Raw genomic sequence first — 12,905 nt, forward strand, 5'->3', positions numbered from 1 at the left:
GCCCGGAATCCCATAACTCCAGTTCAAAAAATGCAGAATCTTCCCAGATGCCCCTCACAGCCTCATATCTTCGTTCTGTCAGATCCACATCCCCCGGCACCTTTCCAAAAATTTCAGCCACGGGAAATGTGCTATTAGGTGCGTTTTCCTCCGGGGGTAAAACCCGGATTTTTCCCAAATTCGTGCGGGTTTTGCAGGAATATGTGCGTATTTGTCAAGAACAGGGAGTATTCCGGGGCCATTGCGTGCCTGGATTAGTGAGCGTCTATGATCCCGGGAAAACGATAAAAAGATCAGAAGATCTTTTTTCTCCACATCAGGATGCCCATAGCAGCCGAGATCATAAACGAGATGATAAAGATCGTCTCGAACGCAAACGGCCGGCCGGCGAGCGGGATATCGCCCACGTTCATCCCGTAGAAACTGGCAATCATCGTGGGGATCGCAAGGATGATCGTGACCGAGGCCAAGAACTTCATCACGATGTTTAGGTTGTTCGAAATGATCGTTGCAAACGTATCGGTCATACCGTTGATGATGTGCAGGTAGATCTGCGACATCTCGAGCGCCTGCTTGTTCTCGATGATAACATCGTCGAGGAGCTCTGAATCCTCCTCGTACATCCGCAGGGGTTTGACCCGCATGATCCGTTCGAGTACCACTTCGTTGCTCTTGAGCGAGGTCGAGAAGTAGATGAGGCTCTTTTGCATCTCCATCATATGGAAGAGTTCCTCGTTCTTTAAGGACCGGTGAAGCTCGGATTCGATATGCGAGATCGATTTCTCGATCTGGCGGAGGTTGTGCAGGTACAGGGACGCGTTCCGGTAAAAGATCTGGAACAAAAACCGGGTCTTCTTGAACGTTGCGAAGTGCCGGACCTTTCCGGACAGGAAATCTTCGAGCAGGTGGGACTCGTACTTGCAGACCGTTATGATGTTTTTCTCGGTAACGATGATCCCGAGCGGCAGCGTTGTTAAGGTTTTGATACCCTCGTTCTCCATCATGGCCGGGATATCGATGACAACAAGCACAACCCCGTCCTCGGTATCGATACGCGGCCGTTCCTCCTCATCGAGTGCGGCCTTTAGGAAATCGAGCGGGACGTCACAGGAATCGGAAAGAGTTTTGAGCTCGTTCTCGGAGGTATTGAACAGCCGGATCCATGCGCCGTCTTCGATCGTACTGACACAGGAGGTAATGTCCCGGTCCCCGTCTTTTCTGGTAAGAATGATCTGCTGCATATGTTCCTCCTGTGCATGGTCGCCTGTCCCATGGAAATTGTGCCTGTACGGGTAGTACACGGGTAGGTACGCCCGCATCCATAATACGGTTTTCTTAAAAAAAAAACAAAAACAGGAACAACCCGGTTTTTAAGATCCCGGGCTGCCGGCGATCAGGTCTTTGAGGAAGGCCTGGCCTTCGGGAGTAGTAAAGAGCGGGAGGTCGCGGTCGGCGGCAACCGTGCTCCGCTGCACGATCACCTGCTCTTGTGTCAGCGGGTTGTAGCCCTCCTTTGTTACCGGTTTTTTGCAGACCAGGATCCCCCGACGCTGCCAGGCCGGCGTCTTTGCAAGGTTAACGCCCCGCTCATGCATCATCTCGTGAAGTTCCTGTGCCGGAAGACCGCGGAGTTTTTCTGCCGCCTCTGCCATGCTCATTCCCTCCGAGACGAGCGCCTGCTGGCAGTATGCGTTGAGGTGGTTGCGCCATGCCTCGTCCTGCCGCCCCGCCATGTACTCAACCGCAACCTCGGGGGTCGCGATCACGATCCGGGCATCGAATGCGAGCGGCTCGTCCACACCAAGGGAGAGCGTGAGGGCGCTCGCCGCGAACGAGGCGGCAACCGAATCGATCTTCTCCACGCGGCCCGAGAACGGGAGCTCGCGGAAGTACAGGCTGATCTCATCCGAGAACGTATAGGCAAAGACCGGGGCAAGGCCACTCTCTCCCACGAGCAGCCGCGAGACCTGCTCCATCGCCCCGCTGAACCGGTCGTCAAAGGGCCGGGCAAATCCGAGTTTTTTTGTCAGGCCGTGGAATGCCCGGCCGTCGAGCCGGACAAAGACCGGGGGGACCGTGACAAGGTTTGCAAATATCTCGCGATCCTCCATGAACGATATCCTCCCCTGAATTTTTTAAAATAAGAAAAATACCCGGGGGCTGCCGGCAATAGGCCGCCCCGTATTGCCCCAGAAAAACCGTGGCTTTACTGCTGTTCCTCGATCGTGCCGGATCCCGAGAATGCGCCGGGTAAGTGGCGGATGAGGACAATATCGTCGATGGCGCTGATGATCCGGTACGGGATCTTGAGGCCCTTGTAGTTCTTGAGCTCGAAGAGCTGATCGTTGACCTTGCCCACGACAAGCGCCTCGATCTTTTTGGAGTCCACGTCAATGACAACATCGTCGACTTCCCCGATATACATGCCCTTGTCCGTGTAGATTGCGAGCCCGAATAAATCCGTAATCTGGGTTTCCATCGTTATCAGATGAAAGTATATACCATATGGGTTAAAAAGATAATCCATACTTTATGGACGGATCTCTTCGGATCGGGCGGCTTTTCGACATCCCGATCCTTCTTCATTACACTTTTCTCCTGGTCATCCCGCTTTTCGCGTTTATTATCGGGAGCGAGATCGGGCCGACCACCGATATGCTTAAGGAAATTTTTGCGGTACAGATCGACACGTCCCTGATCACCTCCGGGTTCATGCCGTGGATCCTCGGGACGGTCGTTGCCCTCGGGCTCTTTTTGGGCGTCTTTGTCCACGAGCTCGCCCATTCCCTCGTGGCCCGGGCAAAGGGCATCAGGATGCAGAGCATCACGCTTTTAATGTTCGGCGGTGTCGCCCAGATGGAAGAAGGGACGCCGGAGCCAAAGACAGAACTCCCCATGGCACTTGCCGGGCCGCTCATGAGCCTCGCGTTCGGGCTGTTGTGCAGCGGGCTTGTCTATGTTGTCCCGGATATGACGTCCGACCCCGGTTACCAGGGCCTTCTCGTCTTTGTCTTCGGGTACCTCGGGCTCTTAAACATCATCCTCTGCCTCTTCAACCTGATCCCGGCGTTTCCCATGGACGGCGGCCGGGTGCTCCGGGCGGTGCTTGCCACCCGGATGCCGCTTGACCGGGCAACGGGAATCGCGGCAACGGTCGGCAAGATCTTTGCAGTGATCTTCGGGATTGTGGGCCTTGTCTTCCTCTCGCCCTTTTTGGTGCTCATCGCGCTCTTTGTCTATATCGGGGCGAGCATGGAATCGACTGCGGTAAAATACCATTTCCTCTTAGAGGACGTGACCGTGGGGAGCATGATGACGACCCCGGTTACCACGGTCCCTGCAAACCTGCCGCTTGCAAAAGTCGTGGAGATGATGTACGCGAGCAAGCACCTCGGTTTCCCGGTCACCGACCGCGACATGCTGATCGGGATGGTGACCCTTGCGGACGTAAACCGGACCTCGCCCATCGACCGCGATGCCATGCAGGTAAAAGATGTCATGACCCGGGAGAACATTGTCACCCTCCCGCCCGAGGCCCCGGTGATGGAGGCGCTCCACCTCATGACCACAAGAAACATCGGCCGGATCCCGATCGTGCAGGACAATCATATTGTCGGGATCGTGACAAGGACGGACATCATAAAAGTGACGGAATTAAAGAAGGTCTGAACGGCCCGGGCAGGGAATTTTTCCATTTGTTTTAATTTTTATTTTGGATTTTTCAGGTATCCCTGACGCTCTCGGGGGCTCCGCCCCCGCCGCTGTGGCGCCCCCAATTGCAATGATGCTGTATTACCTGCATTCAGATTTGTCGATCTTCCTGTTCGGGAAAACCGTGACAATTATTACCGGCTTTATTACTCTTATAAAAAATCCAATAGAAAATTCCTGCAAGTACGCCCGTACCGTCCCTTGCCCCGTCGTGCCCCGCGAGGGGCCCTGAGGCGGGGAGCCATCATTCAATTTTCATACGGCCCGGTTTTACCATTACGTCCGCAACAGAAAATCCCCTCACACCACCAAAAATTGGTCCAGCTCCGAGCTCCCCGCCACCTTCACAAACGCCGCCACATCCTTAAACGGCCGCTTTGCGATAACGGCCGCTACCCGCTTCTTTCCCACGCCCGGCATCCATTTGAGGACAGAGGCCGGCATCGTATTCACATTGAGCGGAAGGGGGAGGGCGGTAAGGGAGCGCATGCCCCAGTCCACCACGACCGCATCGATCACGGTCCCTTTCGGGATATTTACCGGGATCCCGGCAAGGATCGGGTATGAACCGGGCTGGCGCCCGAAAGAGATCTCCCCCGAAACTTCGATCCGCACATCGCGGAGCACGGTGCCAGCCGGGAAGACCCGCCTGAGCATGACAAGATCGATCTTCTGCCGGACAAACTCCTTGAATGCCTTGAACCGGCGGTCGTGCTTCCCGAGCGTATTTTCAGTGTAAGCACGCGTTCCCTCAAAGGGCATCACCTGCCGGATGTTGACCCGCCGGACCAGGAGGCCGGCCGCGAGAACCCGGGAGAGAAACGCCTCGTTTTTGTCATACGTTGCCGGGGTCTCGCCCGCAAGCCCGCAGACAAAGTTGAGGCCGGGCAGCAGTTCGGGGATCCCGCCGTTCCTTATGCCCCCGGCTTCGTTCACGATCTCAATGGCCCGGAAGACCTCGTCCGGCCCGGCCTTGAGGTTGTTTGCCGCAACCACGGCCGGGTCCGCGGTCTCCATCCCGAACGCAGCCACATCGCCGGGCGTGTGGTGCCGGATGATCGCCGCGAGCGCCTCCCGGCTCTTTTCCTCGTGCCGGGCGATTGTTCCGGGATTCGTGTTGTCGATGTGAAGCGTCTTTAAGGCCGGGGCCGCGACACGGATCGATGCAAAGAGTTCTTCGATGAGGTCCGGCCGGGGGGCCGGGAATTCCCCGGGCCCCGCCCCGTACGCAAGGATATCCGGCTGCCGGCCGACCCGAAAGTGCACGGCGCCGTTATGCGCAAGGGCTGCGACCTCGCTTTTCACCCCGGCAACGGAGCGGTAGCGCGGCGCCCCGTAGAACGGCTCGGTGCAGAACGAGCAGCCGCCGGAAAGCCCGTGGGAACAGCCCCGGGCGGTTTCGAGCTCGCACATCACGAACGGGAAGTCCGGGTGTTGCCTGATGATCTCTGCTCCCGCAATGCTCCACGGGTCGGTTCTGGCATAATCGAAATCCCCTTTGGGCTCCCCACCGGCAAGGTACCGGTCGAGCGCAACCGCCGGGTCACCATCGAGCAGGGCGTCAAAACCGGGGATTGCCTGTTTCACCGCTCTTGTCCCGCCTTCCCCGGCATAGCCGAAGCCGATCGGACCGCCGAGCAGCTTCTTTGGGCCCCGCACCATGTGCCCCGCCTGCTGGATCTCGGTAAGGGTTGCCGGCGTCCCGCCAAGATATTTTCCGGGCACCGTGACGCCGGCGATCATCACGAGCACACCCGCCCGGTTCATCGCGGAAAAGATCTGCGGGTCGGTTCTCAGCTGGTCGATGGTAAAATAGTTGGGAGAATACCCGCGTTCAGCAAGCACGCCCGCCACGGTCCGGATGTACGGCGAAATGTACGGCGGGACGCCCAGGCACGCGGGCTCGTCCACGTAGCCGTCGAGGATCACCGCGGTGCGTTCAGGGTTTGCAGTCATGGCCGATCAGGGCAAGGAGTTTTTTCGCCCACGCTAACTTTCCCCGTTTTACCGGGTCGACATCCTTATCATCGAGATCGAACCCGGCAAACGCGATCGATCGTGCCCCGAGAGCGTCCGCGGCAAAGACTGCCCGGTCCCCGTCCGAGAAACCGCCAAAGTTATAGACGTGTTCAAGCGGCCTGCTCTGTGTGGTCGCGACCACCGGGCCGGTGAAGCGCCGGGCCCAGTGATTCAGGAGCGGGATATTGTCGCCGTGCGCATGGGCGACCACGATCGTCCCTTTCGCATTCATCTCCAAAAGAAGGTCCGTTGCCCCGTCGAGATCGGTAAAGACCGCATCGGGCCGGATCCCGTGCGTGTACAAAACATCCGCTGCTGCATCGGCCGCAAGGACAACGCACCCTTTTTGTATCCGGCCCAGTTCTTGTGCGAGACACGGCGCATTCCCGCAGACCACGACATCGCGGCCCTTAATGAGGGAGGCAAGCGCTGCGCAGTCGTCGCGGGGAACAAGCGTGGCAAGCAGCTCTGCCGCCTTCTCGTCGTCTTCGCGGGAGAACCCGAAGTACGCGAGGATCTCGACATAGTGCGGCTCCCATGCGGCAAATTCCATTATTCCCCCCGGCCCGGTACGATCTGCACGGCCTTACTCGGCATTCTTTTTGTCCTCGTTTTCGAGGCCCACGAGGTTCTTGAACTTCTGGAGGATTGGCTCGATCGTGATATCGAGAAGCGCCGCCTTGTCGCCCACATGTCCGAAGTAGTGGAGCGGGAGGTTAGCCGCAGCCATGTTCGGGTGGCCGCCCGCATCGCCCATCTCCCCGAACGCTTCGGCAAGGGCGTTTCCGATATGCAGCCGGATGTCCCGGTTCCGGGCCGAGATCACGATCGAGGTATCCGTGATCCCGTACACGAGCGCCGTGTTCACGCCTTCGAGCGTGATTAAGAGATCGGCTGCCTGCGGGAGGGCGTCGCGGTTCATCACGTACCCGACATTCGAGAAGAGGTACCCGCTCTGGATCTTCCGGTTCTGGATCGCTTTACCTATCACGTCCAGCGTCTCCTGCGACATGGACGGGGACATGATCTTGTCGAGCAGGTCCGCATCCGTGAGCGGGAGCAAAAACGCCGCGTTCCCGAGATCCTGCGGGGTCAGGTTCCGCTTGAACTCCTTTGTGTCGGTCCTGATACCGTAGAGGAGTGCGGTCGCGACCCGTTTGTCGACCGGGATGCCGAGCTCCTGAAGATACTGGGTCATGATGCTTGCCGTAGCCCCGATCCCCGGCCGGATATCGGTAAACGTGCCCTGGGCCGGGAGATGGTTGCCGTCCTTATGGTGGTCGACGATGATATGGATCTTTGTCTGGGAAGGGACGTCGTTGTTCGCGCCCGGGCCCGGGCAGTCCACCATGGCAAGGTACGTGCATTTCTGGAGCGCATCTATCGTCAGGTGCTCCATCTTGATATCGAGGAGATTGACAAATGTCCGGTTCTCTTGGTGGCCGATGTTGCCTTCATAGAAGATCCGGGTGGTGAGCGTTTTTGAGTTCGCGTGCTGCGCAATCTCGGCAAGGGCCATGGCGCTTGCGATGGCGTCCGGGTCCGGGTTCTTGTGCGTGATGATTCCGAGGATCCCGTCCCAGCCGGCAAGGAGCGAGAAGAGTCTCTGCGAGACACGGCTCGCGTGCTGCTTTTTGACCTGGAAGACCGCGGTCCGGGCAACGACCTCCTGCGGGTAGATCACAAGGTCCGCACCGGCTGCCGTGAGTTTCTGGCCGGTCACCGGGTCGACTGCCCGGGCGATCACCTGCACCTCCGGGTAGCGTTTTTTTATCGTGAGCACCGCAGCGAGGTTCGCGTCCGCATCGCCGGCCATGACAAACGCGATCTCGAATGCGGGCAGACCGACGAGCATGTCGGACGCGGTGATGTCCCGGATGTACGCATCGTATTTCTGGTCGCGGAGGTGGCGGACGCGCGATTCGTCCCGGTCGACGACAAGGGTCCGCTCGTTCTCTTTTGCGAGTTCGAGAATAATGTTGTACCCGTTCGTCCCGCACCCGAAGATACAGTATTTTATCGGAAGTGCCGACTCGATTCCGGCGGTGTCAGGCATGTTAAGAGAAGATGTACCCTCCTTACGGTATAAAGGAATTCTCCGCACCGGCAAGGGGGGCGCGATCTTCCAAAACCTTTATTCCTAGGCATTGACCATCTTATTAGGTCAAACTGGGTCTGTAGCTTAGTTCGGCATAGCGGCGGACTCTTAATCCGCAGGTCAAGGGTTCAAATCCCTTCAGGCCCGTTTTCTTTTCCCGGTTTTTCCCACATAGCAGCTCCTTTCATCAGGCCATGAACAGCTTCGACTTTTTTGCCCGTAATGTTGCTTTCCCATCGTGACTGTGTCATACATTAACGGTTTCTTCAAAACCGGCAAAGTGCCGGTCGCCGGTAAGGATTTTGAGACGGTATTCCCGCGCTGTTGCCAGGATCAGGCAGTCCACGGCACCCATGGAAGAGCCGGCCCGTTTCTGTTCGGCTTTGACAGATCCGGCAGCGATCGCGATCTGCATGTCGATGGGGATGATATCATTATGAGCGATGATTGTTGCTAGCAGGGAGCCGGTTTTTTTGTTCCCGTACAGATCGCTTAAGCGGTATTGGAGTTCGTACAACGTGAGCGCCGAGACATAACAGGAGGAACTATTTTCGATTCTGGCGAGTGCCCGTCTTCCCCACGGGGTGTCCTTAAAGATCTCAATCCATGCATACGAATCGATGAGGATGCCGGTCACTCCTCATCCTCCTCTGCAACCTCGCGGTCGTGATCGCGGTAGATGGCTTTGAGGTCCAGATCGGGTAGTATCCCCAAGAGCGATCTGAGGGGCTTGACCGGGACCAGTTCGATGTGCCCTTCCGTTTCCCGGACCACAAACCTGTCGGCGCCGTAGTGCTCCCGGATTTTTTTGGGAAGAACCATGCGCCCGGTTGCATCGATGGTTACCACGGGACCGGCTGCATATTCCGCTGCCGGCTCGCTGACACCGGCGCTTAGCGGGTGTCTGCCATGCGGCCGGGACGTGCGTTTCATGGGGTCATACTCCACCGGATAGTACAGTATATGGCAAAATATACTTTTTGGCAAAAAGAAAAAAAATGGTAGAGAAAATCTTATGGAATTTCACTGGCCCGCCGGAAGTTCGCTAAAAAGATCCTCGACTACCGCAATCTCCTCTACGGAAAACCCGTAGATGGCATAGACAAGCGAATCGATCTGCTTTCCTGCCGAGCGTATCTCCCGGCCGATCGCTTCGCGTTCCCGCTCCGGCCGGGCACGCGAGTGCTGGCTGATGAGGGCCTGGTGTTCTGCCACAAGCGCTTCCAGCCGGCCGTGCCGGGCGGTATCGGCCGGGTCGTCAAAATCCGGGACTGCCACCGGGAACCGGGCAATGATCTCTCCGACCGGCTCGTGCGGGGTTCCTGCCCGGGCAAGGCTCGCAAAGACAAACCCGGCAAGCCGGCTGGTGAGAATCCCGAGCAGGTACCGGCTCCCTGAGGGGATGACCCCGGTCCCCGGCCCGAACGCGGCACGTTTTCCGGACAGGACAAACCGCGGCGGAAACGCAGCCGGGTCGAACCGGATCCGGTCCCGGCCCCGCTCCCCCGGCGGCACCGGGCCGGTGCCCGGATCGTACCGGATCCCGCCGAGCACGTACTCCCCGAGCGGGGTCGTTCCTTCACGGATCTTCTCCATCAGCCGTTCCCGGCGGGTATCGCGGAGCGTCCAGCCCCCGTCGGAGAGATCCCGGGGATCGACCGGGAAGCCCGGGGTTTTTTCGATCGCATCCGCAGAGACCGGATCCGGCCCGGGGTTTTTTACGGTAAACGGCCGGGCGACCCGGGCGTTTTCGAGCAGGAGTAACCCCGCATCGTCGCCGGCCGTTACGATCTCAGTTACCTGCCGGGACAACACGAACGTGCGCAGCGCCGTACCGGACCGGCCGTGGAGCCAGCGGCTGCCGGTAATGATCCCGGCCACTCCCCGGGGCCGCAGGAGGGCGAGGCTTTTTTCCGTCACGTACGCGGAGAGCCCGGCTTCAGGATCGTACACCGCATAGTGGCGCTGGAAGTAGCGCCGGAGCCACTCGCGGCCCGGCACCGGGCGGTCCGGGGGGCCGGAGATCGCGGCGTCAAAACCGCCGGGCTGGAGGACCTCGGGGAACTGCTCATTCCACGCGAAAGGGTGTATCGCGTGACGTTCCCGCGGGGAACAGAACGCCCACGACTCGTCCTCTGCAATGGCCGGGCCCACAAGCCCGTTCCCGCACCGGATCGTGCCCGACAGGATAGCAAGGTACCCGCGGAATGCGGCAAAAAAGGCGGAGAGCAAAAGAGGCGTGTCCCTGCCCTCGCAGGCGGCAAGGGCAAGCAGGACCCGGGCCGCCGCGACCGCATGGGGGTCCGGGTCGGCACCGTGGATAGTGTACCGCAGGAGATCCTCCGGCTCGCCACCCCGGGACCGCAGGACACTAAAAACATAGAGCAGCATCCGGCCGGCCCCGCAGGCCGGGTCGATCACCCGGAGCGGGAGGGGATCGGACAGCGGACGGCCATCACAGGCAGCGGCGAGCGTACGTTTTGCTGCGTACGCGGCAAGGGCCGGGGGGTATCCCGGCTGCCCGGCCCCGGCATCCGGCCGGTCGACAACAATGGCATGGTGCGGGGCGGAGCGCCGGACCGTCCGGGCCAGGTACCGGTCGAGGACTGCTGCAATCCCGGCAAGCGGGACCGATGCGAGGCAGTTCGGCCGGTCCGGAGACAAAATACTGCCGGCGATCCCGCGGATCGGTTCCTGATCGATGACCGGATCCGGCTCCCCGGTCTTTGGTTCTTCCCCGGTGCCGGCCCAGGCGTCGCCAAACCCAAAAAGAACCTCCTCCCACCGGGTCTCTCCCGCTGCAATTCCCCGGAGGGTGCCCGGGGTAAGGATCCCCCGCTCTTCTGCAATAGCGAGCACGAGCAGGGAGAATACCTGGCAATCGACCAGGATCCCGATCCTGCTGCTCCGCATCCCGATATTTTCCCGGGCAATGCTCCGGGCCAGCTGCTCGCGCCATGCAGAGAGGGATACCAGCAGTGCCTCTTCCGGGCCGGCCGGCGCCGGCACATCCATACTGCCGTCCGCACCGTCCCCGGGATCCTTCATGATGGTAGTACTCGGCGCGAGCCGGGCAATAATGTTGCTGGAGGGATACGCCCCTCACAGGAGAGCCGGCACAAAGAATGCGACCAGCAGGAGATCCTCGTTGCCGGCCCTGACCGCGTGGGGGACATCTGGCGGGGTTGCACAGGACTGGCCGGCCGTAACGGGAATCTCCTTGTCCCCAAGAACGATCGTGCCGCTGCCGCGGAGGATCGTGTTCCACTCCCACGGGCCATCGTGGGTGTGGTTTGCCACTGCACACCCTTTTGCGATCCGGACAAGATGGTAGCTGAACTTCCCGCCGGTCTCCCGGCCCGTTGCCAGGTCTTTTAGGAAGACCCCCTCCGATCCCGGCGGGGCACGCCAGGGCCGGTCGGCGGCATCGGTCGTACAGCCGGGAAAGATCACGGTACCCGATTCAAAGCGTGCGGAAAGGTCGGAAGGATCCATACCCGTTCATTGTTATCCGATCCGCAATAAAGGCGGGCATGAAAAAAAGATCAGATGGCAAGAAGCGCCCCGTCATCATCCAACGGCGGAGCCCGTGCATGGACGGCAAACATCAGCACGATGCCGATCGCTTCAAGGACCATGCAGAAGAAGAACGCAGCGTCGAATGCGCTGGCAAGTTCGGCGGGTGCAAGGGCATGGGCCGAGTACTCGGCAAGCTTCGGGCCCGCGGCTATCGTGGCAACGAGCATGACGCACGCGACCCCGAGCGACGAACCGAGGTTGGTCATGACCTTGACAAGCCCGCTCGTGGATCCCCGGTCCTTTGCCGGGCACTCGCCCATCACGGCGCTGTTTAACGGCGAGAACGCGATACCCGTCCCGGCGCCGAGAAGGAACAGGTAGATGCAGACATGGCCCACGCTGGTCCGGTCCGAGAGGGTGGAAAGGAAGAAGAGCGCTGCCGTGCAGAGGGCAAAGCCGAGGAGGATCGGCCGTTTTGTCCCGATCACGTCCGAGATCTTTCCCGAGATCGGGGCGGTGATGATCATGCCCACGGGAAGGGCAAGGAGGATCGTGCCGGCGGTGTCGGTCGGGATCCTTTTTACGATCTCCAGGTAGAACGGCATAATCACCATCACGCCGGCCATCGCCATCTGGATCAGCAAAATGCAGGTGTTCTGGACTGCGTAGCCCCGCCCGGCAAAGAGCGAGAGGTTCACGAGCGGTTCCTTTGACCGGCGCTCCATGACCACAAAGAGGCACCAGGATAGTGCCGAGACGACAAGGGCCGCGACGCCCTTGAGCGGATCGGTGCCCTGCAGCGTGGTCAGGCCGTAGATGAGTGCCCCCAGCGCAATAAAGACGGCAACGATCCCGCCGGTATCCATCCGGGCCGACGGCGCGACCGCATCGTGGCGCGGGATCACTTTGAGGCCGAGCAGGATGGCAGCGATCCCGACCGGGAGATTGACAAAGAAGATGTACTGCCACGAGAACGTGCTCGTGAGAAACCCGCCCACCACCGGGCCAAGGGCAGCGCCAAGCATCGTAAACATCGCCACGATCCCGAGCGCCTGGCCCCGCAGGGAGGCGGAGAGGTACGAGGTGACCATGACCGCACCGAGCGCTGCGATAGCGGCACCGCCGATGGCCTGGATCATCCGCGAGACTATCAGGACCATTAAGGTCGGCGAGAGCCCGCAGAGGAGCGAGCCCGCGGTAAAGAGGGCAAAGCCGCCCAAAAACACGCCGCGGTAGCCCCGCATGTCCCCGAGACGCGAGGCGGCAAGGAGCAGGCTCACAAGGATGATGAGGTACGCGTTGAGCACCCACGATACTGCGACCGTGGATACTTCGAAAAACTTTGCAATGTCGGGAAGGGCGATGTTGACGATCGTTGCATCGAGGCCGGCCATAAACGAGCCCAGCGCAACCACGATGACGATCAAAAGGTCCTTTGCCGACATCCTGGCCGGCGCCTGCGGTGCGGTCATTCGGGATCACTTCAGTTTAGAGGGTAATTCGTTTTCCTGCTGATAAACGTTTCAGGGACCCCCGGCAGGGCATCCAGGAATTTTTT

Annotated in this window: 13 protein-coding genes and 1 tRNA gene; 2 read left to right on the plus strand and 12 right to left on the minus strand. The window is 59.8% G+C overall.

Annotated features, from left to right (window positions below; all coding sequences use genetic code 11):
• Positions 1-293 precede the first annotated feature (293 nt).
• The 3 genes from BP758_RS10925 to BP758_RS10935 form a co-directional block, all read right to left on the minus strand.
• The gene (locus BP758_RS10925; protein ID WP_292370916.1) at positions 294-1,241 is read right to left on the minus strand and encodes a magnesium transporter CorA family protein; all 948 of its coding nucleotides are present in this window, start codon (positions 1,239-1,241) and stop codon (positions 294-296) included.
• A 129-nt stretch (positions 1,242-1,370) separates the two neighbouring features.
• Positions 1,371-2,111, minus strand: coding sequence for a tRNA(His) guanylyltransferase Thg1 family protein (locus tag BP758_RS10930; protein ID WP_292370917.1), 741 nt, complete (start codon positions 2,109-2,111; stop codon positions 1,371-1,373).
• Between the two features lie 95 nt (positions 2,112-2,206).
• A complete protein-coding gene (locus BP758_RS10935; RefSeq protein ID WP_292370918.1) occupies positions 2,207-2,479 on the minus strand; it encodes a PRC-barrel domain-containing protein in 273 nt (90 codons plus the stop codon).
• Between the two features lie 53 nt (positions 2,480-2,532).
• On the opposite strand from BP758_RS10935, the gene BP758_RS10940 reads away from it, so the two are divergent.
• A complete protein-coding gene (locus BP758_RS10940) occupies positions 2,533-3,669 on the plus strand; it encodes a site-2 protease family protein (RefSeq protein ID WP_292370919.1) in 1,137 nt (378 codons plus the stop codon).
• A 342-nt stretch (positions 3,670-4,011) separates the two neighbouring features.
• On the opposite strand, the gene BP758_RS10945 is transcribed toward BP758_RS10940, so the two are convergent.
• From BP758_RS10945 to BP758_RS10955, 3 genes are read right to left on the minus strand one after another with little or no spacing between them, the layout of a single operon-like run.
• Positions 4,012-5,667: a radical SAM protein gene (locus BP758_RS10945; protein WP_292370920.1), complete on the minus strand. Its 1,656-nt coding sequence runs from the start codon at positions 5,665-5,667 to the stop codon at positions 4,012-4,014.
• A complete protein-coding gene (locus tag BP758_RS10950) occupies positions 5,651-6,283 on the minus strand; it encodes a 6-hydroxymethylpterin diphosphokinase MptE-like protein (RefSeq protein WP_292370921.1) in 633 nt (210 codons plus the stop codon). Before BP758_RS10950 ends, BP758_RS10945 begins: the two co-directional genes overlap by 17 nt.
• Before the next feature lie 33 nt (positions 6,284-6,316).
• Positions 6,317-7,786, minus strand: coding sequence for a DHH family phosphoesterase (locus tag BP758_RS10955; protein WP_292370922.1), 1,470 nt, complete (start codon positions 7,784-7,786; stop codon positions 6,317-6,319).
• Positions 7,787-7,901: 115 nt separating this feature from the next.
• Between BP758_RS10955 and BP758_RS10960 the strand changes: the two genes are divergently transcribed.
• Positions 7,902-7,975 (plus strand) — tRNA-Lys (locus BP758_RS10960).
• On the opposite strand, the gene BP758_RS10965 is transcribed toward BP758_RS10960, so the two are convergent.
• The 6 genes from BP758_RS10965 to BP758_RS10990 form a co-directional block, all read right to left on the minus strand.
• Positions 7,957-8,079 carry a hypothetical protein gene (locus tag BP758_RS10965; protein WP_292370923.1) on the minus strand — a complete coding sequence of 41 codons (123 nt, stop codon included), beginning with the start codon at positions 8,077-8,079 and terminating at the stop codon, positions 7,957-7,959. The genes BP758_RS10960 and BP758_RS10965 overlap by 19 nt on opposite strands.
• A complete protein-coding gene (locus BP758_RS10970; RefSeq protein ID WP_292370924.1) occupies positions 8,076-8,465 on the minus strand; it encodes a PIN domain-containing protein in 390 nt (129 codons plus the stop codon). The genes BP758_RS10965 and BP758_RS10970 overlap by 4 nt, the downstream gene beginning before the upstream one ends.
• Complete coding sequence (locus BP758_RS10975; RefSeq protein WP_292370925.1) at positions 8,462-8,761, minus strand: AbrB/MazE/SpoVT family DNA-binding domain-containing protein; 300 nt, start codon at positions 8,759-8,761, stop codon at positions 8,462-8,464. The genes BP758_RS10970 and BP758_RS10975 overlap by 4 nt, the downstream gene beginning before the upstream one ends.
• Before the next feature lie 90 nt (positions 8,762-8,851).
• Positions 8,852-10,876, minus strand: coding sequence for an Eco57I restriction-modification methylase domain-containing protein (locus BP758_RS10980; RefSeq protein ID WP_292370926.1), 2,025 nt, complete (start codon positions 10,874-10,876; stop codon positions 8,852-8,854).
• Positions 10,877-10,930: 54 nt separating this feature from the next.
• The gene (locus BP758_RS10985) at positions 10,931-11,323 is read right to left on the minus strand and encodes a cupin domain-containing protein (RefSeq protein ID WP_292370927.1); all 393 of its coding nucleotides are present in this window, start codon (positions 11,321-11,323) and stop codon (positions 10,931-10,933) included.
• A 50-nt stretch (positions 11,324-11,373) separates the two neighbouring features.
• Positions 11,374-12,819, minus strand: coding sequence for a DHA2 family efflux MFS transporter permease subunit (locus tag BP758_RS10990; protein WP_292370928.1), 1,446 nt, complete (start codon positions 12,817-12,819; stop codon positions 11,374-11,376).
• Positions 12,820-12,905: the final 86 nt, after the last annotated feature.

Source organism: Methanoregula sp. UBA64 (assembly GCF_002502735.1).
In the GTDB taxonomy this organism is placed as follows: Archaea; Halobacteriota; Methanomicrobia; order Methanomicrobiales; family Methanospirillaceae; genus Methanoregula.

Excerpts from the sequence above, each read along its gene's own strand:
- BP758_RS10925 (WP_292370916.1), bottom strand. The coding sequence starts at position 1,241 with ATGCAGCAGATCATTCTTACCAGAAAAGACGGGGACCGGGACATTACC.
- BP758_RS10930 (WP_292370917.1), bottom strand. The coding sequence starts at position 2,111 with ATGGAGGATCGCGAGATATTTGCAAACCTTGTCACGGTCCCCCCGGTC.
- BP758_RS10935 (WP_292370918.1), bottom strand. The coding sequence starts at position 2,479 with ATGGAAACCCAGATTACGGATTTATTCGGGCTCGCAATCTACACGGAC.
- BP758_RS10940 (WP_292370919.1), top strand. The coding sequence starts at position 2,533 with ATGGACGGATCTCTTCGGATCGGGCGGCTTTTCGACATCCCGATCCTT.
- BP758_RS10945 (WP_292370920.1), bottom strand. The coding sequence starts at position 5,667 with ATGACTGCAAACCCTGAACGCACCGCGGTGATCCTCGACGGCTACGTG.
- BP758_RS10950 (WP_292370921.1), bottom strand. The coding sequence starts at position 6,283 with ATGGAATTTGCCGCATGGGAGCCGCACTATGTCGAGATCCTCGCGTAC.
- BP758_RS10955 (WP_292370922.1), bottom strand. The coding sequence starts at position 7,786 with ATGCCTGACACCGCCGGAATCGAGTCGGCACTTCCGATAAAATACTGT.
- BP758_RS10965 (WP_292370923.1), bottom strand. The coding sequence starts at position 8,079 with ATGACACAGTCACGATGGGAAAGCAACATTACGGGCAAAAAAGTCGAA.
- BP758_RS10975 (WP_292370925.1), bottom strand. The coding sequence starts at position 8,761 with ATGAAACGCACGTCCCGGCCGCATGGCAGACACCCGCTAAGCGCCGGT.
- BP758_RS10980 (WP_292370926.1), bottom strand. The coding sequence starts at position 10,876 with ATGAAGGATCCCGGGGACGGTGCGGACGGCAGTATGGATGTGCCGGCG.
- BP758_RS10985 (WP_292370927.1), bottom strand. The coding sequence starts at position 11,323 with ATGGATCCTTCCGACCTTTCCGCACGCTTTGAATCGGGTACCGTGATC.
- BP758_RS10990 (WP_292370928.1), bottom strand. The coding sequence starts at position 12,819 with ATGACCGCACCGCAGGCGCCGGCCAGGATGTCGGCAAAGGACCTTTTG.